The following is a 23,687-nucleotide window of genomic DNA, read 5'->3' on the forward strand; positions in this document are numbered from 1 at the left end:
TTGAGCGTTCTAACAACAATAGACCTAGCCTCTATTTGAGACACCAACTAAAGAATGAAGTCTAAACTGCCACGAATTTTTCTAATCTTACTAGGTATAGGTTTTTTATTAAACCTGCTTCAATCCTATTTTACCCCGCTTATTTTTGACGAGGCATATTACTGGCATTTTGCGCAAAACATGGCATGGGGCTATTTTGACCACCCTTCAATGGTTGCCGTTCTCATTAAAATTAGCAGTTTCTTTTTTAACGGCGAGCTGGGAGTTAGATTTATGAGTTGCATTCTCTCGTCTGCCACTTTATTCATTCTTTGGAACATTGTAGACCACCCTAAAAAGAAGGACTATGTGGTTCACTTCTTTGTACTTGTCTATTCCATGACGCTTTTGAACGCCTATGGCTTTTTGACCCTGCCGGATACCCCGTTACTATTCTTTACCGCACTGTTATTATACGTTTACAAGCGGTTTATTGAAAAACCAGACCTCTTTTGGGGTATTGTCATGGGCATTACCATGGCGGGATTAATGTACAGCAAGTATCACGCGGCCTTGGTCATCATATTTATACTGCTTTCCAACCTAAAATTGGTTTTAAACAAATATGCATGGCTTTCTGTCATTGTTGCCTTACTCTGTTATGTACCGCATTTTATCTGGTTGTACGAGAATGAATTTGTTACCATAAACTATCATCTCTTTGACCGTCCTAACGACCCTTACAATTTTAACAAGTATACATTAGGGTATTTTGTAAATCTTGTGGCCATCTTTGGTTTTACCTTTCCATGGATTTACTGGGGCCTTTTTAAAGCTAAAGCAAGCGACAAGTTCACCAGAGCCCTCCTCTTTTTAATCTTTGGAGTGCTTATTTTCTTCTTTATCTCCAGCTTCAATAGAAGGATTCAGACCCAGTGGATTATTGTAATCTCTATTCCGCTTATAATTGTTGTTTTCCGTTTTATGATGGAAAATGAAATTGCAAAAAAATGGATATACAGAATGGGCCTTGTAAATATTGCTATTATTCTCTTTCTAAGGGCGGGACTTATTTATGAACCTATGTCTCCCATTTATTATGAGACCCATGGCAATATTGAACTGATTAAAGACGTAACGGACGAGGTAGGCAACACGCCTTTGGTTTTTGAGAACTCATATCGTAACGCTCCCATGTTCGCTTTTTATTCCGGTAATGACACCTATTCCCTTAATAACGAAAGTTACAGGCTCAATCAATACTCTATTGATGATTCCGAATCTAAAGTACAGCACAAAAAAATACTGTATCTATCTAAGCGCTCCTCTGATGCCGAACTTACCTTTACAAAAAGTGATGGCACCAAAATGTATGGCAAATACATAGACAATTTTGAAACTTTTAGAAAACTCAGAACCCTACTGGAAGGGCCCATAAGTTTTGATTTTGAGCAGGAGCAGACTTTTGAGCTATACAATCCGTACGATTTTGATATAGACCTAAATAAGCTCAGGTTTAATGTGGCTTACATGAACGCCTCTAAAAAAGTAAAGGACCGTTTGCCCATTAAGGCCCAGTTAAAAAATTCTTCGGTTACACATATTAAAGCTAAGGATACACTTACCTATACCTTTAAATTTCCAAAGCCCAGAAAATTAAATGATCCAAAATACGTTAGAATAGGTATAATGGAGAACGGACTCAACTATGGTATTAACGGACGAAACACAAAACTAAAATAATGGAACCCATATTACGAACTGCCGGCACTGCCGATTGGATTACCATTATACTCATAAGCAGTATTTTATTTTTAGTACTGGCAAAAGGATTGTTCTATAGCCGTTTTCTAAATTTCATAATACTTCCTTTCAACAATAAGTACATCTTTATGTACAGTAAAAAGGAAAAGTTGATGAATTGGTTCCATATATTCTTTACCATTTTCCAGGTTATCAATTTTTCCTTGTTCGTTTACATGGCGCGGCAAATTTTGAGAGGTGATACCAATGATGCATACCCGTTCATGTACCCCATAATCTTAGCCAGTATTTTAGGGTTTATTGTATTAAAAATAATCTTACAGCTAGGCAATGGGTTCATTTTTGGTTCCGGAAAGACCATTGGAGAACTTATTTTTAAAAAATTATCCTACCTAAATTATAGCGGAATTATCATGTTTTTGGCCAACGTAATATTGGCTTACGTGGCGCAGGGCTCGGAAGTTGTGGTCTATATAGCCATACTTTTAATCCTCCTCATAAATGTAATCGGGTGGGTTACAGTGTTAAGGAATCACCAAAAATTTATCACTTCCTACTTTTTCTATTTTATTTTGTACCTTTGCGCTCTCGAAATTTCCCCGTTTGTTATCATTGGCAGTTATCTTAAACAATAGGTTTATATGAAAGTAAAGACGATTTTGGTCTCGCAACCAGAACCGAAGATGGAAAACTCACCGTATTCGAAACTGATAGATAAGGAAAAAGTTAAAGTTGACTTCAGACCTTTTATTCATGTGGAAGGTGTAGATGCTAAAGAAGTACGACAGCAAAAAATAGACCTGAAGAACTATACGGCAATCATCTTAACCAGCCGAAATGCTGTTGACCATTTCTTTAGAATTGCTGAAGAAATGCGCTTCAAAGTACCGGATTCCATGAAATATTTCTGTCAGTCGGAGGCTGTAGCTTACTACTTACAGAAATATGTAGTTTACCGCAAGCGTAAGATTTATGTGGGCAAGCGTAACTTTGTTGAATTGGTTCCGTTGTTCAAAAAGTATAAAGGCGAAAAATTTCTATTGCCATCTTCGGATGCATTAAAGCCTATTGTACCTGAAATTTTAGACGGTCTGGACATTGAGTGGAAAAGAGCTGTTTTCTATAAAACCGTAATCAGCGACTTGTCCGATTTAAGGGATGTATACTATGACATTTTGGTATTCTTTAGCCCTTCGGGCATTGAATCCTTATTACAGAATTTCCCTGATTTTGAGCAGAACGATACAAGAATTGCCGTTTTTGGCAACTCTACTATTGATGCGGCTACAGATGCAGGTCTACGGATAGATATTAAGGCTCCAACGCCAGAAACACCGTCTATGACCATGGCGCTTCAGAAATATATTACTACGGCAAACAAGAAGTAAGACCACTTACTTTACGCTATAAAGAAACCCTTTGTTCACAAATTGAACAAAGGGTTTCTTTTTGTTTTATCCTTTCTACAAAAGGCCTAAAATGCATAACGCTGTGGCCCACCGCGGCGTATTTCCTCACTTGCAAAAGCTTCAAACTTTTTAAAGTTTTCCCTAAAAGCATTCGTTAATTTAAAGGCTGTAGTGTAATAGGCCTGATCATCGTTCCACGTAGCTCTGGGGCTCAACACTTTTGTTGGAACACCAGGGCACTCTCTTGGTTGCGCCACTCCAAAAACGGAATGAATATGGTAATCGTCATAATTGTACAAACCTAAATCGCCATTAAGGACAGCGTTTATCATAGCACGGGTATATTTTAGCTTCATACGGGTCCCAACACCATAAGGCCCTCCGGTCCAACCTGTGTTCACTAACCATACATTAACTCCGGCATCCTGCATTTTCTTGCTTAACATTTCTGCATATTTTGCGGGGTGCAAAGGCATAAATGGCGCGCCAAAACAAGCCGAAAATGAAGGTATGGGCTCTACAACCCCAGCTTCCGTACCGGCCACTTTAGCAGTATAGCCAGATATAAAATGATATGCCGCCTGGCTTGGTGTAAGTTTAGATATTGGAGGAAGCACCCCAAAGGCATCTGCCGTTAAAAAGAAAATATTTTTTGGGTTCTTTCCTATGGACGGTCTTTGAACGTTCTCAATATGATAAATAGGGTAACTTACTCTTGTATTCTGAGTAATGGAAGTATTGGCAAAGTCTACATTGCCGGCTTCATCCATAATAACATTCTCTAAAATTGCACCTTTTTTTATGGCTCCAAAAATTTCCGGCTCGTTCTCTTGAGACAGGTTAATGACCTTTGCATAACATCCCCCTTCAAAATTAAAAACGGCATTTTCATTGTTCCATCCATGCTCGTCGTCACCGATCAATTTTCGGGAAGCATCCGTAGACAAGGTAGTTTTTCCAGTGCCCGATAGTCCAAAAAAGATAGCCGTATCCCCTTTCTTTCCCACATTTGCAGAACAATGCATTGGCATGGTATTCTTTTCTACCGGAAGTATAAAGTTTAAAGCAGAGAATATTCCTTTTTTGATTTCTCCCGTATACCCGGTTCCTCCTATTAAAGCTATTTTTCTTGTAAAGTTTAGAATGGCAAAATTATGTTGCCTTGTACCATCTACTTCGGCATTGGCCATAAAACCCGGGGCATTTACTACGGTCCATTCCGGTTCAAAATTCTTTAGCTCTTCTTCCGTAGGACGAATGAACATGTTATATGCAAATTGATTGGACCATGGATACTCGTTAATTACCCTAATGTCCATCCTGTAATTATGGTCTGCACAAGCATAACAGTCCCTAACAAACAATTCTTTCTCATTTAGATAAGCAATGACCTTATCATATAGAGCATCAAATTTAGAAGGTTCAAATGGAATATTTATATCGCCCCACCAGACCTTTTCTTCGGTTATGGCGTCCTTAACAATAAATCGGTCCTTAGGAGACCTTCCGGTAAACTCCCCCGTGTTTACTGCTAAAGCACCAGATGATGCTTTTTTACCCATTTTTCGCTCTAGCGTAATGGCTTCTAATTCTGATGGCGATAGCTGATAATGTAAATTATCGTGCGTTATACCGTACGATTTTAAAGAAATAGATTTTCCCATTTTTAAAGAATTGTTAGTTGAGAGTTTATTTTAGACATCAAAATTATCAAAATAATAACTCAACCCTCTTAAAAATGAGAATTAATTAGTCAAAATGTTTGAAAAGTCGATAACCAAATATACTCCAACCAATAATCAACAAGGTCCCACCAAGTGGCGTTACCAGCCCAATGACCTTAAAATCAAAACTGCTCAAACTATTTGTTGCCAACAGATAAATCGAAAAAGAAAAACAGATAATACCTGCTAAGAGAAAATAGAAAATCATTTTTTTACTAGCTTCGGGCAACTGTTTCATACTACCCAAAACAAGCAAAAGCAATGCATGGTACATTTGGTATTTTATACCTGTCTCAAAAGTTTTTATAGAGTTGGTATCTACTAACTTTTCCAATCCATGGGCACCAAACGCACCCAAAATAACCGCAGTTACCCCCAATGCAATTCCCGTGAGACATATTGTTTTGTTCATAACTTATATGATGTATTTTTTTATAAATATAACAATCACTACCTTAGTCTCTCGTTATACATATTAAAAGTACAAAACTAAATGTCGCGAAATATACTTGTTATCGGAGCAGGAAAATCCACATCGTACCTTTTGGATTATTTCTTGGAAAAATCTGAAGAAGAAAAATTACACCTTACTATTGGCGACCTTAACCCGGAGAACCTGCCCCAACACACACGGGACCATAAGAACTGTACGGCCATTCATCTGGACATACAGAATGAAGAAGATAGAAAAAACATCATTTCACAGTCGGATATTGTGGTTTCTATGCTTCCCGCATTTTTACACAGTAAGATTGCCGCAGACTGCGTTGCCCTCAAGAAACACTTGGTAACGGCATCTTATGTAAGTGATACCTTAAAGGCCTTGGATGAAGAGGTAAAACAAAAAGGTCTTGTTTTTATGAATGAAGTTGGTCTAGACCCCGGAATAGACCATATGAGCGCCATGCAGATTATTGATAGAATTCGTGATCAAGGCGGAAAAATAGTATTGTTCGAGTCTTTTTGTGGTGGACTCGTTGCCCCCGAAAGCGACACCAACCTCTGGAACTACAAATTTACATGGAACCCAAGAAATGTAGTGCTAGCCGGCCAAGGAGGTGCTGCCAAGTTCATCCAAGAAGGTACCTACAAGTACGTTCCTTACCACAAACTGTTTCGTCGTACGGAGTTTTTTGACATTGAAGGTTACGGACGTTTTGAGGGCTACGCCAATAGAGATTCTTTAAATTACAGGGAAGCCTATGGTCTACAAGATGCACTTACCCTTTATAGGGGCACAATGCGCAGGACCGGATTTTCCAAGGCTTGGAATATGTTCGTACAATTGGGAATGACGGATGATAGCTATACGCTCGAGAATTCCGAGAACATGTCCTACCGAGAATTTACAAACCTATTTCTGCCGTACTCCCCAACGGATTCGGTAGAACTTAAACTACGTCACTACCTAAAAATAGATCAGGATGACAGTATGTGGGACAAAGTACTGGAACTGAACCTTTTTGACCAGAACAAGACCATCCCCTTAAAAAATGCCACACCCGCGCAAGCGCTACAGTATATTCTTGAGGATAGTTGGACGCTAAAAGATTCCGATAAAGATATGATCGTGATGTACCATAAGTTCGGTTATGAGCTACACGGCCAAAAACACCAAATAGATGCCAATATGGTAGTTATTGGAGAAAACAGAACTCATACGGCCATGGCCAAGACTGTGGGCTTACCCGTTGCCATAGCCACTTTGGCCATATTGAACAAAAAAATCACTACGCCTGGTGTTCAAATTCCGATTAAAAAGGAAGTCTATGAACCTATTTTAAAAGAACTCAAAACCTATGGTATCGATTTTAAGGAATATGAAGTGCCGTATTTAGGGTATAATCCTGATTCTGTGTCCAATGGCGAATAGGTATCCTTCACATTTCAACAATAAAGAGAAAATATCTCTCTACAAAATTCAAACAATAATAGCTACTTTTACCATCAATTTGAAACTCAACTCATGAAACTAGGTAACGATAAAGTTAAAATTGATGGTATTGACAAGAAAATTCTAAGGTATCTCATGGAAGATGCTAGAAAACCCATTCTTGAAATAGCCCGAAACATTGGTATATCCGGTGCCGCAATCCACCAGCGTTTACGAAAACTGGAGTCTTCCGGCCTACTCTCAGGGTCCAAGTTTATTATCAACCCTAAAATTATGGGGTACCATACCATGGCCTATATTGGTATTTACTTAGATAAGGCCATGAGCAACCCCGTTGCGGTCAAGCAACTGGAGAAAATCCCAGAAGTACTTGAATGTCACTACACTACGGGAAATTGGTCCATCCTTATAAAAGTACTCTGCAGGGACAATGAGCACCTAATGCACGTATTGAACAAAGAAATTCAACAAATAGAAGGGGTATCGCGTACGGAGACCTTTATTTCCTTGGCCCAACAAATTGATCGACAAATTCAGATATAATGTTTGGATTAAATCTAAATAAGGATTATTTTTGTCCCCAATGGAACGCATTCATTCATCACAATACTATATATTTTTCCAATCCGATAAGGAAAGATGCTTTTATATAGACCTGGGTCAAAAGGTAGTGCGTTTATCGTTTTGCCAACTGCTTGCCTTACGCCAGAGGGTTTGGAGCATAAACATTGAGGACCATTTTGATGAGGACAAGAATCCACATGGTTTTGAAATTTTATCTCTTTGTAATAAAGAGCACCTTTTTGTTTTAAATACCCTAGAGGTTCTTGATCTTAAAGAATTGCTTACCGGTGTATTTTTCTTACTTGATATTGCAGCTCAGACACCTTCCCTTACCTCAAGAGGCTAACCTCCTATTTTTAATCAGTCTAAAACCAGTTATAAATTGGTTAAAGGCCTAGTTATACGCATACTTTATTGATAACTTTACGTTAAGTAAAGAAAAAGACAATGAAAGATATAGCAAGACAACAGATGAGTATTAAGGTAGAGAGCATGGATATGCTCAACGCCCAAATACAAATGGAAGGAAAAGCATCTGCATCATATTTAGCCATGGCATCATGGTGCGACCAACGTGGTTATTTAGGAAGCGCAGACTTTTTGTACGCACAAGCGGCAGAAGAAAGAGAACACATGATGAAGATTTTTAAGTTCGTGAACGATTGTGGCGGTAACGCCCTATCTCCCGAAATTGGCAACGTAAATCACGATTTCTCTTCATTGGAAGAAATTTTTGAAACTGCTTTGAGCCAAGAAATTGAGGTAACCAAATCTATAAACAGTATTGTTGCTTCGGCCAAAAAGAACAATGACTTTGGTGTGGAGAACTTTTTACAGTGGTTCGTTACGGAACAATTGGAAGAAGAAAAAACAATGCGTGATATTCTTGACCTATTCGAAATTATGGGTCGCGATGGTATCGCCTTAAAATTTATAGACGAGCGCATTAAAGCGGAATAAAATATTAGATTAACTCAAATTAAAAAGGCTGTCCAATTCATTTTGGACAGCCTTTTTTATTGCTTTATAATCTTTGAAACTAATCTCTTCCACCGAGCACTTGCATACCCCAGTAGACCAAAGTAGCCAATGAGCCTATGGCAGCCACCAAATACGTCCTTGCCGCCCATTTAAGCGCATCTTCCGAACCTTTATATTCTTGTGGTGTTACCACGTTCTTTGCTTTTAACCAAGCCAAAGCTCGGTTACTGGCATCGTATTCTACGGGTAGGGTTATAAAACTGAACAATGTAGCCATACCCATCATAACCAAACCGGCTACCGCTACCCAGTACCCTAGGCCAACACCGGCCGCGGCACCTAACATTAATCCACCAAAAACCACCCACATAGACATGCCGGACGTAACACTAACAATAGGCACCAATTTAGAACGTAAAGTCAACCATTCATATGCTTGAGCATGTTGTACGGCATGACCACATTCGTGTGCCGCTACTGCCGCTGCAGCTGCATTTCTTTGGTTATACACACCTTCACTTAAATTTACGGTCTTGTTTTTTGGATTGTAATGGTCCGTAAGCATACCAGCCGTAGAAACGACCTTAACATCGCGAATACCATGATCAGCCAACATTTTCTCGGCAATTTCGGCTCCGCTCATGCCATTGCTCAAATGCACTTTAGAATAGTGCTTAAACTTGCTTTTAAGCTTACTACTTACCAACCAGCTTACCAAAGCTATGGCACCAATCAATATATAATATCCCATCATAATTTTATTCTTTTTAAGATTTGAATTTAAAGATAATCAAAAACCTTTCATTTTGTTAACGCTCACTTCAGCCGCGCTTACTTTGTCTTTAATACTATGCGGATTAGATGTTGCCTAATCAAAACGAATACTTAACTGATCTATTGAAAAGCAAAAACCTCGCCAAATCAATTTGGCGAGGTTTTGAAGTTTTATGCTGCCAAAATGTCTTTGGCTATTTGTACTTGAATTTTAAAATCAACATAAATAAAAGCAGAAAGGCCGTTATGCCGTTTGCCAGTGTAACGGGCAGACTACTTATTAATATACCGTACGTGAGCCATAGCACAACCCCAATAAAGAGCACTAAATAGGTGGTGAGCGAAATATCTTTGGTAGACTTATCGCGCCAGGTTTTATACACTTGTGGCACGTAACCTGCCGTGGTGAGAATAGCGGCCGCCAACCCAAGAATTTCAATATAATCCATAATCTATTTAGTTGACAGCTTTTTGTTTTCTACCCAACGATATTAACTATTTTTCCTGGAACAACAATCACTTTTTTAGGCGTTCGCCCTTGTAATTGCTGTTGTGTTTTTTCATGGGCCATTACCGCTGCTTCAATTTCATCTTTGCTCAAATCCAAAGGAAGCTCTAGTTTAAAGCGCATTTTTCCGTTGAAGGAAACCGGATACTCCTTACTGCTTTCCACCAAATATTTTTCCTCAAATTTTGGAAAGGCCACGGTAGCTATAGAACCTTCATGACCCAAAAGCTTCCAAAGTTCTTCTGCAATATGTGGTGCATAAGGCGATACCAAAACCGCTAAGGGTTCCAAAACCGCACGGCTATTACATTTCTGGGAGCTTAGCTCATTAACGGCAATCATAAAAGTAGATACCGAAGTATTAAAACTGAAGTTCTCTATATCTTCCTCAACCTTTTTAATTGTCTTGTGTAAAGTCTTGTAGCTGTCTTTTGAAGGCTCGTCTTCCGAAACCGCAAAAGCACCCTCAGCCCCTGAGTGGTACAAACGCCATAGTTTTTTTAAGAAACCATGCACACCGGTAATACCTGCCGTGTTCCAAGGTTTAGACTGCTCCAAAGGCCCTAAGAACATTTCATACAAACGCAAGGAATCTGCCCCATACTCCTCACAAATATCATCCGGATTGACGACATTATATTTGGACTTGGACATTTTTTCGACCTCTCTTGCTACTTTATAAATGTCATTACCTCCATCAATAACTTCACCTTTTTCACCAATGAAAATAGCTTTTTCGTAGACACCCTTAAATTCCTTGTCCCCTTTTAGGTCTTCTATCATAAGTTCATCCGCTCCGTTGACATACTTTACGTTAACACGTTGCTTTAAAACTTTTAAACCTAATTGGATTTCCACACCATTATCTAGGTAATAGTATTCTTCTAAACTGTCTATTTTCGACTTTAAAAAATCAAATATTTCCCTTGATTTCGAAGACTCTAAATAACCTAAATTATCAGAAATAAATTCACCAAGAAGAGCAACCTTCCCAGAACTAAGAAAAATATCTTCTGAATATCCTTTAATTGGCTTTCCTAAAAACATAGAATTATCAACAGCTTGTGCACCAGGTATTAATTGATAAACAAAAGCACTAGTCCCAGTAATCATCCCCTGATTGATAAGTTTTTTAGCAAACTCATCTTTGGGCACCAAACCTAAGTCAAACATAAATTTCTGCCAGAAACGGCTGTACAATAAATGGCCTGTAGCATGCTCGCTACCACCAATGTACAAGTCCACATCTTGCCAGTAGTCAATGGCTTCTTTTGAGAAAATTTCATCTTCGTTATTCGGGTCCATATAGCGGTTAAAGTATTGCGAACTACCTGCCCAACCCGGCATGGTATTCAACTCCAGCGGCCAAACGGTTTTATGGTCTATCTTATCGTTAGAAACAACTTCATTGTTTACGGTATCCCAAGCCCAAACGGTAGCATTGCCCAAAGGCGGCTCCCCGGTTTCGGTAGGCAAGTATTTATCAACCTCCGGTAATTTTATGGGCAAATGCTCCGCAGCGATCATTTGCGGCATACCATCCACATAATACACCGGAAAAGGCTCGCCCCAATAGCGCTGACGGCTAAAAACGGCATCGCGCAAACGGTAGTTGACCTTACCTGTACCCGCACCAATTTTCTCAATCTCTACAATGGCTTTTTGAGTCGCTTTTTTATAATCCAATCCGTTTAGAAAATCGGAATTGGCAATAACGGTCGTATCCTTATCCGAAAAAGCTTCCTCGGAAATATCAACCCCTTCAAAAATATTGGGAATAGGAATATTGAAATGCTTCGCGAAGTCATAATCGCGCTGATCACCACAAGGCACGGACATCACCGCTCCGGTTCCATAACCCGCCAATACATAATCTCCGATCCAAACCGGAATAGGTTCCTTGGTAAACGGATGCTCTGCATACGCTCCCGTAAACGCACCTGAAATGGTCTTTACATCTGCCATACGGTCACGTTCCGAACGTTTTGCCGTAGCTTCAATATAGGCCTCCACCTCAGCTTTCTGTTCCGCAGTAGTAATCTTGGCCACCAAATCATGCTCTGGCGCCAAGGTCATAAACGAAACCCCAAAAATAGTATCGGGCCGCGTAGTAAAAACTTCAATGGGATAAGAGGTCTGTACTTCATTAGTGGTAACGGTCTTGAAAGTTACGGAAGCACCCTCACTCCTACCGATCCAATTGGTCTGTGAATCTTTAAGCGGCTGAGGCCAGTCTACCGTATTCAACCCGTCTAACAAACGCTGGGCATACGCACTTATACGCATACTCCACTGTGTCATTTTTTTACGGATCACCGGATGACCACCGCGCTCTGAAACACCGTTTACAATTTCATCATTGGCCAGAACCGTTCCCAAAGCAGGACACCAGTTTACCTCACTTTCCGCCAAATACGTTAAACGGTATTGCAGCAAAATTTCCTGTTTTTTCTTATCCGAAAAAGACTGCCAATCCGCCGCGGAAAATTGTGCGATATCTTCGCCACAGACCGCTTGTACATTAGCATTTCCTTCCGCCTCAAAAACGGCGATCAACGTCTCTACAGATTCGGCCTTATCCGTTGTTTTATTATACCAAGAATTGAAAAGTTGAATGAATATCCATTGCGTCCACTTGTAATATTTAGGATCCGATGTACGTACCTCACGGCTCCAATCAAAAGAAAACCCAAGTTGATCTAACTGTCTACGGTACGTAGCAATGTTCTTTTCCGTAGTAACCGCAGGATGCTGTCCGGTCTGTATAGCATATTGTTCCGCCGGAAGGCCAAAAGAATCGTAGCCCTGTGGATGCAAAACATTAAAACCCTTGTGTCTTTTATAGCGTGCATAGATGTCACTGGCGATATATCCTAACGGATGGCCCACGTGCAATCCGGCCCCGGAAGGGTAAGGAAACATGTCCAACACATAGTATTTTGGTTTATCGGAATTGTTCTTGGCCTTGAACGTTTCTTTTTCGGCCCAAAAGTCCTGCCATTCCTTCTCTATTTTCCTAAAATCGTAGTGCATCTGATATCTTTCTTTTCAATGTGGCGCAAAAATAAGTTTATTCAATTTACTTTCCTAAATTTACGGTCGCATACACGAATATGGGCAAGTCTTTTGAACAGTATCAGAAACAAAAATTGATATCATCGTACTTTTCGGTGGTACTGAGCATTGCATTGGTGCTATTTTTATTGGGTATTTTGGGGCTTTTGGTCATCAACACCAAAAAAATGGCTGATCACTTTAAGGAGCAGATCACGATTTCTATTTTCCTAAAGGACGAAGCCAAGGAGTCCGAAATTGACCAACTTCAGAAAAACCTGATACAGGAAGAACATACCAAAAGTGCCGTGTTCGTTTCCAAAGAGGATGCCGCCAAACAACATAGCGAGGAAATTGGCGAGGATTTCCAGAATTTTTTGGGGTACAATCCGCTTAAAAACTCCATAGACGTACAGTTACGTGCAGATTTTGTAACCCCACAGGAAATAGATTCATTGGCTACCAACCTTGCCAAAAAGACCTATGTGGAAGAAGTAAGCTATGACAAACCTCTAGTTGGCCTGTTGAGCGAAAATGTAAAACGCATTAGTTTTTGGATTTTGATTGCCAGTGGTGTACTTACTTTCATTGCCATTTTACTTATCAATAGCTCTATACGGTTAAGCATTTATTCCAAACGTTTTATTATCAAAACCATGCAAATGGTGGGGGCCACTAAGACTTTTATACGCCGGCCCTTTATTTGGATGAATGTAAAACTGGGCATGTTCGGCGCTTTAATCGCCCTACTTGCCATTACTGGCGCGCTATATTATTTGGATAAAAATTTTCCGGAACTAGAACTCTTTAAAGATGTTGAACAATTGGGCCTATTGTACGGAGCCATCTTTATTCTGGGCATCTTTATTTCCTTGATCAGTACATTTTTTGCCACGCAACGGTTCCTGAACCTAAGAACGGACGAACTGTACTATTAATCCCGTAATTACTAAAAACACCCTCCAAACAATAAACCTTTACGACCATAAACTTTTTTAAGTAGAACTTCGTTAAATTTGCAGCATGGGTAAGAAACAAAAAGAACAGAACGGCCAACCGGCCAAGCAAGAATTTATATTTCAGAAAAAGAACTATACGTTCTTTTTTGTAGGCCTTGCCTTTATTGCGGTAGGTTTTATACTTATGAGCGGAGGTGGTAGTGATGATCCCAATGTTTTTAATGAGGACATTTACAGTTTTAGAAGAATACGTTTGGCCCCTACCCTTGTACTTATTGGTTTAGGTATTGAGATATATGCCATATTGTTGAATCCGCACAAGAAGAAAAATTAATTTTGGACACGTTAGACGCCATCATTCTCGGTATCATTCAAGGATTGACCGAATTTTTACCCGTATCATCAAGTGGACATTTAGAGTTGGGGAAAGCCATTTTAGGCGACCACTCCGTACCCGAAGAAAGTCTTTTGTTTACCGTAGTACTCCATTTTGCAACTGCCCTAAGTACCATAGTTGTCTTTAGAAAGGATATCTGGGAAATCATTAGCGGCCTTTTAAGTTTTAAATGGAACGAAGAAGCCCAATTCTCCGTAAAAATTATTCTATCTATGTTGCCTGCAGTTTTTGTAGGCCTCTTTTTTGAAGAACAACTGGAAGCCTTCTTTGGTGGCAATGTTAGGTTCGTTGGCTTTATGCTATTGATTACCGCTGTACTCTTGTATTTTGCGGACAAAGCCAAGGACACGGACAAGAAAGTAAGTTTTGGCAACGCTGTGGTCGTAGGTATCTCGCAGGCCATTGCCATGTTGCCCGGTATCTCTAGAAGTGGTGCTACCATTTCTACTTCCGTACTATTGGGTGTGGACAAGACCAAAGCGGCACGTTTTTCTTTCTTAATGGTGGTCCCCCTTATTTTTGGTAAAATTGCCAAAGACCTTATGAGCGGCGACCTAAATTTTGATGGAGGAAACAATGTGGCCATGGGCGCCGGTTTTATTGCCGCGTTTGTTGCGGGTCTTGCCGCCTGTACCTGGATGATCCAATTGGTAAAAAAGAGTAAACTTTCTTACTTTGCCATCTACTGCCTTATTGTGGGACTGATCGCTATTGGCTACGGTTATATGAGCTAGGCCAGTTTCATTGAACAGGGATTAATACGTTTTATATGGATTCTCGCACCCAAGAAGATTTTCTTGCCGGACAAATATTGCTAATAGACAAACCCCTTGGGTGGTCTTCTTTTCAGGCCGTAAACAAATTAAAATGGGTTATTCGCTCAAAATTCAAACTAAAGAAGTTTAAAATTGGGCATGCAGGAACTTTGGACCCCTTGGCCACCGGCCTATTGATTATCTGCTGCGGAAAATTCACAAAAAAAATACCCGAGCTTCAAGGGCAGGCCAAAGAATATACGGGTACCATTACTTTAGGGGCCACAACACCTTCTTACGATTTGGAAACCGAAGTTGACCAAACCTACCCTACCGAACATATTACCGAAACACTTCTTAAAGAGACCCTTACCCAATTTATAGGTGATATTGAACAACGTCCTCCCGTTTTTTCGGCTTTAAAAAAAGATGGCAAACGCCTTTACGAGTATGCCAGGGAAGGGAAGGAAGTTGAAATAAAAACGAGAAATGTAAACGTTTCAGCCTTTGAAATTACCGAAATGAAACTCCCAAATGTTAAATTTAGGATAGTTTGCAGCAAAGGCACCTATATTAGGTCTTTGGCACATGATTTGGGGCAAGCACTACAAAGCGGTGGGCATTTATCAGAGTTAAGAAGAACCAAAATAGGCGACTATAACGTAAATAAAGCCATTGCCCCCAACATATTTGCGGAAAATCTACTAGGAAAAACATCAGAATCGTAAAAAGAACACCCTAGCCTTTCCGTTCAACGAATAATTAAAATATATTTTTAAAATTGTGGTTATACCACTATGACATTGAACCGTAAACATTTAGCGTTCCTTATTACCATCTTTTCCATGTCCATTATTGTGTTGGCACTGTACAACATACATTTGGGCCAGGATAAAGAGCAGGACGACTATGTGGTAGAAATGATGCTTGAGGAAGATATTGAAGAGCTTCTTGAAGAAAAAGAGGAGTTAGAGCAAGAAATTGAAAAAGCAGACCCGATAAAGAGCCATATGGCCTATAACGAAACTGCAAAACCAAGCTATGGCAATCCAGAACCTTTAAAAACACTTGAAGAGCTTTTGGAAGAAAAATTAGCCTCTGAAAACAGTGAAGACTCCAATGAGCAACTTACGGACTCAGAATATGCAGAGCGCGTAAAAGAGCTGAAAAAGAAACGCCAAGAGGCCAAACAAATGCTTGGCGAAAAAGAAGCCCAGAAAAAGGAATTTACCAACAACTTGGCCAAACGCCGTACATCTGTTTCCTATTCACTGGTAAACCGTAGCAACTATAGATTACCTCCCCCAATCTACACTTGTATTGAAGGAGGCAAAGTTGTAGTTAACATTCAAGTTGATGCAATGGGTAATGTTGTAGATGCCGATTATAATGCAAAAAGCTCCGGCACATCTAACGGATGTTTAATAGACAACGCCATTGCTTATGCCCTTAAGGCTAAATTTAGCTCCGGCGAAAAATCGGTTCAGAAGGGAACGATCACCTATCTATTTCAAGGGAAGGCGCGCTAACAATTCTTTAAGCGTAGATTGCCCTTTATCCTTATTGTACCATTGTTGAATCTCCTCTTTGATCTCAGGCAATAGCTGTCCATGTTTTTCTTTATGATCCGCTACTAGTTTTGCCGCAGGAGCCGGTCTTGGTCCCCAATCTGCCAAAACCTCTTGATTCTCTGCATCCCAAAAAATTAATTTAGGAATAGACATTCCGCCGTTGGTAAGAAACTGGTTCATGAGGTCTACATTCTCATCCCGTAAAACCACTTTAAAATCTACGTGGTCATTAAGCTGGGCCACTTTGTTGATTACCGGTAAAGCGGGAGCAGCATCACCACACCAACTTTCCGTAAGGACTATCAACTGTATTTTTTTATCCAATTTGGCAATTGTAGCTTCGTCTTCCGCACTAATCTTTACGGTTTTATCAAAACGTTTCATACGGCGGTCATTAAGCATCGTGTAATTGGCCAATGCTTCCGTTTGTACCGGACCTGTTGAGCGTCCTTCTAAAGCCAGCTGATTTACCATAGCGCGGTAATCTTCATAAGAAACCGCTTGTGAAAGGGCTTTTTCTATTAGTTGGGAAACGTTTGTTTTGGTAGTAGGTGTTGCCATTTTATTCGTCTTTAATTTATAACAAAGTTAATAGGTTAAACATACAAGCTTGGTAACTTGGGTAACATTGGTAGGGCTTAATTGCAAAAACTTACAAAATGCCCTATACAGTGCATATCATATAGAAAAAGTCCGCTATGCAAAAACATAACGGACTTTTAATAAAGTTTGCTATTGCAGTTTATTTAACCTCCAAAAGTATAAATTGATTTAACTGCGGGCCAAAAGCACTAAAATTATTATCGGCTACCAAAACTAGGGAACGATTACCGTTTTCTAATTGAGGGCCAAAAGTGATACCCTCAATATTATCTACCACACCATCCGTTAATTGATTTCTGACCGTCTCAAAATCGAACACCAACTTCTTGGTCGCTTTTGTGTAATCTGCATCCTTAAGGCTATCCATATGGCTTACATCGGTAGCTTTGGAAGCATCTACGTCATAAATTTTTACATTGTTACCTCCATCAGCATAACCCGTAGAAAAAGAACGCTCCAAAACCAAAAACCGGTCCATATCATATTCTAAAATTTCAACCACTCCATTTACCGTAAAAGACGATTCATCAAACTTTCTGGCAATGGGATCTAGTTCATAAGCAAACTCTCTGCCGAATGCCCCGGAACTATTTATGTACGCCATCCTTACCGGTGAATCCGTATCCTCTAACACAGGTTCCGGACCGTCTTGTACAAGGGGCAATTCCATTGAAGCCCAGTATCCTTTCTTATCATAGGAAACGGAAAGACCTTCAATAACGCCATTGTGGCGTGGCCCACGATTCTCATCTCCGGACACTTTAAATTTTTCGGATAAAGCAATGCTAGACTTATAGGTACCTTCCAAACCGGCAACACGAACAAAAGGATCTACACCGCCTTTAACATTCCCCTCACTAGACCATAACACACTACCCCCAGGTGTAATCCGGATGGCTTCAGGATCAATTTCATCATCCGAAAAAGGCAAATTACTACCGTTCAACAATTCCGTTACGCCATTAATGGTTACCTCCTTAAACTGGTTTTCACCAAATGAAATATCAGCTGTGTAAAAACGGATAGGCGCCTTTGGATCATCACTGATCATATACCATTTACCATCTGCATAATCTATAGCAGATAGCCCACCTACAGTTGTATTGGCATACGCCGCTCCATCTGGCAAAACATATTCATCAAGAAATTCTATGCTCTCAATTTTATTGGTAGTAGAACCGCCATGACCTATAAAATCATCTATGTGTTCACAGGATATAATAGTGGTAAGAATAACCAATCCGAATATTTCTAAACTAAATTTTTTCATTTTTCATTTTTTATTAGTTCCGCAAGATGCCATATAGATCTTAGAAGCGGTTTAGCTGTAGATTACGATTAGATTAAGGTTGTATTATTTTGAAACCCCGCATTCCGCAACACCCGCGACCCCCACTAATCTTAATATTCACCTAACGTTAACTTGACTTTTCAAAAATAGATTTGTGGGTTCCGATAAAGATAAATGTAGATGAGCTATGAAAAATATTCGACCCCAATTACACAAAAAACATGAGTTTTGCTTCTATAGTTATTTAAAAAATAGCGAAAACCCCAGTTTTTTCACATCGGTTAAAGAGGTAATTGTTCCCAAAAACGAAATTATCTATAAACCGCCTTTTGCAGAAAACTATATGTACGAGGTGGTGCAAGGCGTTGTTAAGTTAGGCGGCTATTCAGAAACTGGAGAAGAGAACACCTATGACGTTATTTACTCGGGCGACTATTTTGGCAACCTAAAATACTTGAACGGACAGTTTTTTGAATTTTCAAAAACACTGGTAGACAGCAAAATACGCATTTACGATTTGGCTTTTTTTAAAAAGACCATTATTGAAAATCCAGTTACTTCGGAATGGTTCATTGCCTACCTTTTAAAACGATGGTGTCTTGCCGAAAAAAAACTGGGGCAAGTAAACGAGAGATCCACTTTTCAAAAGCTCGAATTCCTAAAATCCCACTTTAATATTCCCGTGTTGGATATACACGGAGAAGAACACCTTCTTTACAACTTGCTGACCCAAAAGGACAAGGGTGACCTTATAGGGGCCACCCGCCAAACTATTGCCAATGCACTAAAGAAAAAATCAGTTTTTATTGGTTAAGATTCCGGGGTAAAGTACACCGTTTTTAGTTTTAAAATTGAGTTGCAACAGCTCGCTAACAACTGGTGCAATATCTTCCAATCCCATTTTTTCAATTTTTTTGCCCTTATATATTCCCGCCCCAAAGGCAATAAAACCGGTTTCTATTTCTTTGAAATCGGGAAAAAAACCGTGGGTTCCGCCCCTTCTTGGCGTTAGCACCTCTCCATTTGTCCTTGATGACATAGCAACACCAGGTATAGGCGCCAACGCGAGCACTGCATTGGGATCTGCACCAATACCATCTAGTTCGTCTCTTTCTACAACTCTAAATAATTTCTTGATCGAAGCTGGTAGTCCATTTAATTTTGCACGTACCTTGGCAATACTTTTTTTATCGCTCTTATCTTTCAACATTAAAAATGCCGATGCTCCTGACGTATGAAAACTAGCTTTCCAGTTGCCACGGTCTTTTTGGTCTTCCATTAAACCTTCCTCAACTAACCAGATATTTGGATTTAAAGCAGAGTGAATATCAACAAAGCCATGATCTCCCGTAATAATGAACGTAGTTTTATCAAGAATATCTGCCCTTTCCGCAGCTTCCATTATTTTACCAATGGCCCGATCTACGGCAGCAATTGCAGTAAATACCTTTTCTCCGTCCCTACCTTGCTCATGTTGAAAATGATCGGTAGCTATTAAATGCAGCGTCATTAAATTGGGTTTATATTTTTCCAAAGTATAGGCCGCCATTTCACCCGTTCTATCTTCGCGATTTAAATAATCGCCATTAAAGGTTTTTTCGTTCAGTTTTCCCAAAACTTCTTCTTCCATTTCCTTTAAAAATCCCTTAGGATTCTCTTTGGTACGCATAGATTCTATTCTACTCACCTTACTGTTTAACAACCAGTATTCCGGAATATTATAATCAATAGGAGCCCCTACGGATACGGGCCAAATAAAACTAGCACTAGTCTTTCCTGCGCTTTTTACGGCATGCCATAACGTTTCTGTCTGTATAAGATTACTTTCCCAGTACCAACGGCCTGTCTGCCCACCTTCTTCAAACGGACTATTGTAGTATACACCGTGTTCCGCAGGATATGCCCCTGTTATTATTGTAGTGTGAGAAGGATAGGTAACAGAAGGAAATACCCCTCTTACTCCCATTGCAGCAGCACCCTCGCGAACCATCTTTTTTAGGTTTGGAGTAGGCCATTTATCCTCTAGGTAGAAATTAGGCCTAAAACCATCTACCGATACCAAAACTACGTGTTGGGTCAAGCTCTCTTCTTGCGCCCTTCCATACTGCACGATTATCATAACCAATGCAAATGCTAAAAAAATACTCTTTTTCATGTCCTAAATTAGATTGTAAAAACTAGAGGGGCCAAACGATTTTGACGCCCCCTAGATTGAGAAAAAATAAAAAATACGATTAGTTGAATGTATATCTCGCCCCTAGCTGAAGCCTCCATGGCGTACCATTAATAGGCTCAGTACCGGCACCCGTTTGAACGGAATAATCATAAGCTTGAGATGCTTGATCAAAGCCGTTAATGCGCATAAAATCGCGTCTTCTTCCAAAATTATGGGTTCGGCCCCATTCTTTGTTCAACAAATTAGCAAAGTTGAAAACGTCTACGGACAGTTCAAGACCTTGCTTTTTATTTTTAGTCTCAAACCTCTTTTGAAGCCGTAGATCAACAGTTGCCGCAAAAGGGTTTTTTCCACCGTTACGTTCCGCAAAACCACCATAACTATTTCTCAAATATTCCTTGAAATTCTCAGGAGTTTCCGGATCGCTCAATATTTGATTGTACCCATCTACAATAGACTGTGGCGTATTAGGGTCGTTCGGGTCAAAAATATAGGCTATGTCATTCCTTAGGTTAAAATCTCCATTGGCGCTGGTGTTATCATCTACATGCAAAGAATACCGCGTTCCTCCTTGGCCAATTACTGTTGCTCCAAGCGTAAACCCTTTCAACGTAGGGGTAGCGCCATTTACGACCATTTTGGTATCAAAATGATTATCTGAATACCCATAGTTCAAATCTCTTGGATCACCTTCCACGGGAATAAAGGTTGATGTATTGGCCACACAACAGTTATAGGAAGAGTTATCCTTTGATCGGTTAAAAGTCATACTCGCATTTAAGTATCCATCTTGGCCAATCTGTGCCGTACCTTCTATTACAAGGGCCACATTATCTAGAACACCATCAGAAGTTAGTACTAAAGTTCTGCCCACTTGGTCAGAAATTCTAGAATTTGTCCAATCCGTCCCTCCATTTTCAGAAATGGTATTTGCAGGAACAAAGACTTCCCTACCCTGAGGCGTAACAAAGTAAGGCTCCGCTACAAGATTGGCTTCTTGATAAATATAATTATTACTGGTATGGCTATAAAGTGCATTAAAACCAAGGCTATACCTCTCACCAAAGAAGTGCGTATAACTCAAGTTGGCCTTGTATATAGTGGGAACCTGAAAATCTTTACCAACCGCGTTTATGGTTGAAAAAGGAGTAACGCCCGCCGGTACACCCGGAACCGTGCTAGGGTCATTACGGTAGGATTCAAAGTCCGGAGTAGGAACACTGGCACCGGTAACATCAATAGCACCTAACAGCGTACCACTGTTCTGTATATTGTTTACCTGTGCGTAATAATGAGGCTGCGACGAAAAAATACCTCCCCCCAATTTAAAGATATCCGTATTCTTTCCCTTTAGGTTATACGTTAATTGAAATCTGGGCTGAATGTTATTGTAGTCATCCAATTTTTCATTGGTACGAATGTTCAGTTCATTAAACACTACAGGATTGAACTCTGCCTCATCTAAAAACTTGGTAGCATCCCATCGTACGCCTGCAACCAAATTTAGATCTGGTGTAATATCGGTTTCCAACTGAGCGAACAATGAAAGATCTAAGACGGTCTGTTTAACAAGAGGAAGGCCTTGTAGAGGTACTTCCCTAGCATAACGCGAAGCTATTTGATTTTCAAAATCATCTAACGAATCAAAGAAAAAACGACCGTTTTGCTCGTTGGAAAGTAAGGTTTCCAAATTGGTAATCATATTATCCGTACCAAAAGTAAGGTTGTACTTTCCTGCATTTACGTATGTGGTATTCGTAAACTGAATTTGGTTTTCTTGATTGGTTTCCGGAGTAAATCGCTGCCCACCCAATTGTACGCTCCTACTTCTAGTATTTCCATTTGGTAAAACCGATGAAACCTCAACAATAGCCCTTGGAATATTAGATTGGGGAAGCTCGGAGTTAGGGGTAAAAGCACGTTCTGCATGTTGGTATTGAAACTTAAACTCATTGGTTACCTTAGAGCTCAACATAGATCTAAGAGACAACATAATGCTGTTTTCCTGAGACTCAAAATCAGAATAAGATTCAGCAACCTGTATATTGGAATTGTCACTTACACTAAAAGGGTTGTCCCATTTATTGTATAAGTTTCTAACGGTTAAACGATGCTTATCGTTAATCTGCCAATCTAACCTTAGGAACAAATTGTTTGCTTCGGTTTCCCGGTCAAACTGTCCTACTTGTTGGGAGTTGCTTAGACCGTAAACATTGCGGCCAATATCTAAAAAACGCTCTAAGTTACCCGAAGTAATACCTAATCTATTTTCATCATCTGCATTCTGTATTTCGGCAATGCTCGTGGGCTCTCCTGCATCCTGTCTTTCAAAAACGGCAAAGAAGTGCAACTTATCCTTTACGATTGGGCCACCAATACTTAAACCGTATTGCGAGTTATAGAAATCTGCATCCCTCTCCTGACCTTGAATGGTATACTTACTCTGTAAACCATCTGCACGATGATAGAAAAACGTACTCCCGCTAAACTCATTGGTACCCGCCTTGGTTACTGCTGAAATTGAACCACCACCTTGTCTACCCTCTGTAACATTGTAGTCATTGGTAGAGACCTCAAATTCACGAATAGCCTCTTGTGAAATAGTGTAAGGACCACGACCAATTTCACCGGCCGTTAAGGTATTTCTAGCATTTAGACCATCTATGGTAACGTTTGTAGATGTTCTACGTTGCCCTCCCAAATTTATACTTCCCGCACCTTGTAATGGGGACAGACTGGTTAAGCCTGTAAAGTTTCTACCTTCCGTAGCCAGTTTTTTTATTTGTCCCGCTCCAATTTTTGTAGAAGCTCCAATTTGCTCAATTCTTTTATACAAACTGTTAGATGAGACTACTACCTCATTTAAAGCGGTAGAAGATTCCTGAAGCACAAAATGCACCGTAAGGGCATCACCTAAATTCAGCATAAAACCTTCTTGTTTGGCATCGGCGAAGCCTAAGTATTTTGCCGTTATTTCATAAGGACCTCCCAAAGGCAACTGTAATATTTTAAAGGTTCCATTCTCATTGGTTATAGCTCCGGATATAAAACCTGTAGAAGTATTCTTAAGGATAATCTCCGCTCCTAATAAAGGTTCTCCGGTAACGTCCTTTATAGTCCCGCTTACAGATGCGTTCGTTGCTTGGCCAAAAGACATATGTACTGCTCCAAAAAACAGGAACAAGGTCATTATTCTTAAATAGCTTAAGTAATTTGTTTTCATTTCTTTGTAGTGGTTTTTGAAAAATTAAAGCGGCAAAATTACCCTTAACCCCTACCTCTCC

22 protein-coding genes are annotated in these 23,687 nt (G+C 39.9%); 13 read left to right on the forward strand and 9 right to left on the reverse strand.

Annotation, left to right across the window (positions count from 1 at the left end; all coding sequences use genetic code 11):
• The first annotated feature begins 54 nt into the window (after positions 1-54).
• From KO513_RS08975 to KO513_RS08985, 3 genes are read left to right on the forward strand one after another with little or no spacing between them, the layout of a single operon-like run.
• A complete protein-coding gene (locus tag KO513_RS08975; RefSeq protein WP_215913112.1) occupies positions 55-1,722 on the forward strand; it encodes an ArnT family glycosyltransferase in 1,668 nt (555 codons plus the stop codon).
• Entirely contained in the window at positions 1,722-2,378 is a 657-nt protein-coding gene (locus tag KO513_RS08980) for a DUF4271 domain-containing protein (RefSeq protein ID WP_215913113.1), read from the forward strand. The genes KO513_RS08975 and KO513_RS08980 overlap by 1 nt, the downstream gene beginning before the upstream one ends.
• 6 nt (positions 2,379-2,384) lie before the next feature.
• On the forward strand, positions 2,385-3,131 hold the full coding sequence (locus tag KO513_RS08985; RefSeq protein WP_215438689.1) for a uroporphyrinogen-III synthase: 747 nt from the start codon (positions 2,385-2,387) through the stop codon (positions 3,129-3,131).
• Between the two features lie 86 nt (positions 3,132-3,217).
• Here the strand turns inward: KO513_RS08985 and pckA are convergent, their stop codons facing one another.
• Complete coding sequence (pckA, locus tag KO513_RS08990; RefSeq protein ID WP_215438690.1) at positions 3,218-4,816, reverse strand: phosphoenolpyruvate carboxykinase (ATP); 1,599 nt, start codon at positions 4,814-4,816, stop codon at positions 3,218-3,220.
• Positions 4,817-4,901: 85 nt separating this feature from the next.
• The gene (locus KO513_RS08995) at positions 4,902-5,288 is read right to left on the reverse strand and encodes a DUF423 domain-containing protein (protein ID WP_215913114.1); all 387 of its coding nucleotides are present in this window, start codon (positions 5,286-5,288) and stop codon (positions 4,902-4,904) included.
• A gap of 81 nt (positions 5,289-5,369) precedes the next feature.
• Between KO513_RS08995 and KO513_RS09000 the strand changes: the two genes are divergently transcribed.
• The 4 genes from KO513_RS09000 (at position 5,370) to KO513_RS09015 (ending at position 8,294) form a co-directional block, all read left to right on the forward strand.
• Positions 5,370-6,749: a saccharopine dehydrogenase family protein gene (locus KO513_RS09000; protein WP_215913115.1), complete on the forward strand. Its 1,380-nt coding sequence runs from the start codon at positions 5,370-5,372 to the stop codon at positions 6,747-6,749.
• 93 nt (positions 6,750-6,842) lie between these two features.
• Positions 6,843-7,313, forward strand: coding sequence for an Lrp/AsnC ligand binding domain-containing protein (locus KO513_RS09005; RefSeq protein WP_215438693.1), 471 nt, complete (start codon positions 6,843-6,845; stop codon positions 7,311-7,313).
• A 40-nt stretch (positions 7,314-7,353) separates the two neighbouring features.
• A complete protein-coding gene (locus KO513_RS09010; protein WP_215913116.1) occupies positions 7,354-7,680 on the forward strand; it encodes a hypothetical protein in 327 nt (108 codons plus the stop codon).
• Positions 7,681-7,781: 101 nt separating this feature from the next.
• Complete coding sequence (locus KO513_RS09015; protein WP_215438695.1) at positions 7,782-8,294, forward strand: ferritin; 513 nt, start codon at positions 7,782-7,784, stop codon at positions 8,292-8,294.
• A gap of 79 nt (positions 8,295-8,373) precedes the next feature.
• On the opposite strand, the gene KO513_RS09020 is transcribed toward KO513_RS09015, so the two are convergent.
• The 3 genes from KO513_RS09020 to KO513_RS09030 all read right to left on the reverse strand — a co-directional run bounded on the left by KO513_RS09020 (position 8,374) and on the right by KO513_RS09030 (position 12,630).
• Positions 8,374-9,069: a zinc metallopeptidase gene (locus tag KO513_RS09020; protein WP_215438696.1), complete on the reverse strand. Its 696-nt coding sequence runs from the start codon at positions 9,067-9,069 to the stop codon at positions 8,374-8,376.
• Positions 9,070-9,283: 214 nt separating this feature from the next.
• Positions 9,284-9,538: a SemiSWEET family sugar transporter gene (locus tag KO513_RS09025; RefSeq protein WP_215438697.1), complete on the reverse strand. Its 255-nt coding sequence runs from the start codon at positions 9,536-9,538 to the stop codon at positions 9,284-9,286.
• Between the two features lie 29 nt (positions 9,539-9,567).
• Entirely contained in the window at positions 9,568-12,630 is a 3,063-nt protein-coding gene (locus KO513_RS09030; protein ID WP_215913117.1) for a leucine--tRNA ligase, read from the reverse strand.
• Positions 12,631-12,710: 80 nt separating this feature from the next.
• On the opposite strand from KO513_RS09030, the gene KO513_RS09035 reads away from it, so the two are divergent.
• The 5 genes from KO513_RS09035 (at position 12,711) to KO513_RS09055 (ending at position 16,291) form a co-directional block, all read left to right on the forward strand.
• Complete coding sequence (locus KO513_RS09035; protein ID WP_215438699.1) at positions 12,711-13,589, forward strand: cell division protein FtsX; 879 nt, start codon at positions 12,711-12,713, stop codon at positions 13,587-13,589.
• Between the two features lie 85 nt (positions 13,590-13,674).
• Entirely contained in the window at positions 13,675-13,944 is a 270-nt protein-coding gene (locus KO513_RS09040; RefSeq protein ID WP_215438700.1) for a DUF3098 domain-containing protein, read from the forward strand.
• Positions 13,945-13,946: 2 nt separating this feature from the next.
• Positions 13,947-14,741 carry an undecaprenyl-diphosphate phosphatase gene (locus KO513_RS09045; RefSeq protein ID WP_215438701.1) on the forward strand — a complete coding sequence of 265 codons (795 nt, stop codon included), beginning with the start codon at positions 13,947-13,949 and terminating at the stop codon, positions 14,739-14,741.
• Between the two features lie 35 nt (positions 14,742-14,776).
• Entirely contained in the window at positions 14,777-15,490 is a 714-nt protein-coding gene (gene truB, locus KO513_RS09050; RefSeq protein WP_215913118.1) for a tRNA pseudouridine(55) synthase TruB, read from the forward strand.
• A 117-nt stretch (positions 15,491-15,607) separates the two neighbouring features.
• Positions 15,608-16,291 carry a hypothetical protein gene (locus KO513_RS09055; protein WP_317195434.1) on the forward strand — a complete coding sequence of 228 codons (684 nt, stop codon included), beginning with the start codon at positions 15,608-15,610 and terminating at the stop codon, positions 16,289-16,291.
• Here the strand turns inward: KO513_RS09055 and KO513_RS09060 are convergent.
• On the reverse strand, positions 16,268-16,894 hold the full coding sequence (locus KO513_RS09060; RefSeq protein ID WP_215913119.1) for a thioredoxin family protein: 627 nt from the start codon (positions 16,892-16,894) through the stop codon (positions 16,268-16,270). The two genes, KO513_RS09055 and KO513_RS09060, sit on opposite strands and share 24 nt — an antisense overlap.
• 181 nt (positions 16,895-17,075) lie before the next feature.
• Entirely contained in the window at positions 17,076-18,206 is a 1,131-nt protein-coding gene (locus KO513_RS09065; RefSeq protein ID WP_215913120.1) for an esterase-like activity of phytase family protein, read from the reverse strand.
• A 208-nt stretch (positions 18,207-18,414) separates the two neighbouring features.
• Between KO513_RS09065 and KO513_RS09070 the strand changes: the two genes are divergently transcribed.
• Complete coding sequence (locus KO513_RS09070; RefSeq protein WP_215438706.1) at positions 18,415-19,041, forward strand: Crp/Fnr family transcriptional regulator; 627 nt, start codon at positions 18,415-18,417, stop codon at positions 19,039-19,041.
• Here the strand turns inward: KO513_RS09070 and KO513_RS09075 are convergent.
• Together KO513_RS09075 and KO513_RS09080 are read right to left on the reverse strand one after the other, a co-directional pair.
• Complete coding sequence (locus KO513_RS09075) at positions 19,024-20,382, reverse strand: alkaline phosphatase family protein (protein WP_215913121.1); 1,359 nt, start codon at positions 20,380-20,382, stop codon at positions 19,024-19,026. The two genes, KO513_RS09070 and KO513_RS09075, sit on opposite strands and share 18 nt — an antisense overlap.
• A gap of 79 nt (positions 20,383-20,461) precedes the next feature.
• Positions 20,462-23,626, reverse strand: coding sequence for a TonB-dependent receptor (locus tag KO513_RS09080; protein ID WP_215913122.1), 3,165 nt, complete (start codon positions 23,624-23,626; stop codon positions 20,462-20,464).
• Positions 23,627-23,687: the final 61 nt, after the last annotated feature.

Origin of the sequence: Zobellia sp. B3R18 (assembly GCF_018860715.1) — a bacterium.
Classification (GTDB): Bacteria; Bacteroidota; Bacteroidia; order Flavobacteriales; family Flavobacteriaceae; genus Zobellia; species Zobellia russellii.

Bases quoted from the DNA above. Each gene is read 5' to 3' on its own strand.
- KO513_RS09035 (WP_215438699.1), top strand. From the start codon at position 12,711: ATGGGCAAGTCTTTTGAACAGTATCAGAAACAAAAATTGATATCATCG.
- KO513_RS08980 (WP_215913113.1), top strand. From the start codon at position 1,722: ATGGAACCCATATTACGAACTGCCGGCACTGCCGATTGGATTACCATT.
- KO513_RS09030 (WP_215913117.1), bottom strand. From the start codon at position 12,630: ATGCACTACGATTTTAGGAAAATAGAGAAGGAATGGCAGGACTTTTGG.
- KO513_RS09010 (WP_215913116.1), top strand. From the start codon at position 7,354: ATGGAACGCATTCATTCATCACAATACTATATATTTTTCCAATCCGAT.
- KO513_RS09025 (WP_215438697.1), bottom strand. From the start codon at position 9,538: ATGGATTATATTGAAATTCTTGGGTTGGCGGCCGCTATTCTCACCACG.
- KO513_RS09020 (WP_215438696.1), bottom strand. From the start codon at position 9,069: ATGATGGGATATTATATATTGATTGGTGCCATAGCTTTGGTAAGCTGG.
- KO513_RS08985 (WP_215438689.1), top strand. From the start codon at position 2,385: ATGAAAGTAAAGACGATTTTGGTCTCGCAACCAGAACCGAAGATGGAA.
- truB (WP_215913118.1), top strand. From the start codon at position 14,777: ATGGATTCTCGCACCCAAGAAGATTTTCTTGCCGGACAAATATTGCTA.
- KO513_RS09055 (WP_317195434.1), top strand. From the start codon at position 15,608: ATGTCCATTATTGTGTTGGCACTGTACAACATACATTTGGGCCAGGAT.
- KO513_RS09070 (WP_215438706.1), top strand. From the start codon at position 18,415: ATGAAAAATATTCGACCCCAATTACACAAAAAACATGAGTTTTGCTTC.
- KO513_RS09060 (WP_215913119.1), bottom strand. From the start codon at position 16,894: ATGGCAACACCTACTACCAAAACAAACGTTTCCCAACTAATAGAAAAA.
- KO513_RS09005 (WP_215438693.1), top strand. From the start codon at position 6,843: ATGAAACTAGGTAACGATAAAGTTAAAATTGATGGTATTGACAAGAAA.
- KO513_RS09015 (WP_215438695.1), top strand. From the start codon at position 7,782: ATGAAAGATATAGCAAGACAACAGATGAGTATTAAGGTAGAGAGCATG.
- KO513_RS09040 (WP_215438700.1), top strand. From the start codon at position 13,675: ATGGGTAAGAAACAAAAAGAACAGAACGGCCAACCGGCCAAGCAAGAA.
- pckA (WP_215438690.1), bottom strand. From the start codon at position 4,816: ATGGGAAAATCTATTTCTTTAAAATCGTACGGTATAACGCACGATAAT.
- KO513_RS09065 (WP_215913120.1), bottom strand. From the start codon at position 18,206: ATGAAAAAATTTAGTTTAGAAATATTCGGATTGGTTATTCTTACCACT.
- KO513_RS09000 (WP_215913115.1), top strand. From the start codon at position 5,370: ATGTCGCGAAATATACTTGTTATCGGAGCAGGAAAATCCACATCGTAC.
- KO513_RS09080 (WP_215913122.1), bottom strand. From the start codon at position 23,626: ATGAAAACAAATTACTTAAGCTATTTAAGAATAATGACCTTGTTCCTG.
- KO513_RS08995 (WP_215913114.1), bottom strand. From the start codon at position 5,288: ATGAACAAAACAATATGTCTCACGGGAATTGCATTGGGGGTAACTGCG.
- KO513_RS08975 (WP_215913112.1), top strand. From the start codon at position 55: ATGAAGTCTAAACTGCCACGAATTTTTCTAATCTTACTAGGTATAGGT.
- KO513_RS09075 (WP_215913121.1), bottom strand. From the start codon at position 20,382: ATGAAAAAGAGTATTTTTTTAGCATTTGCATTGGTTATGATAATCGTG.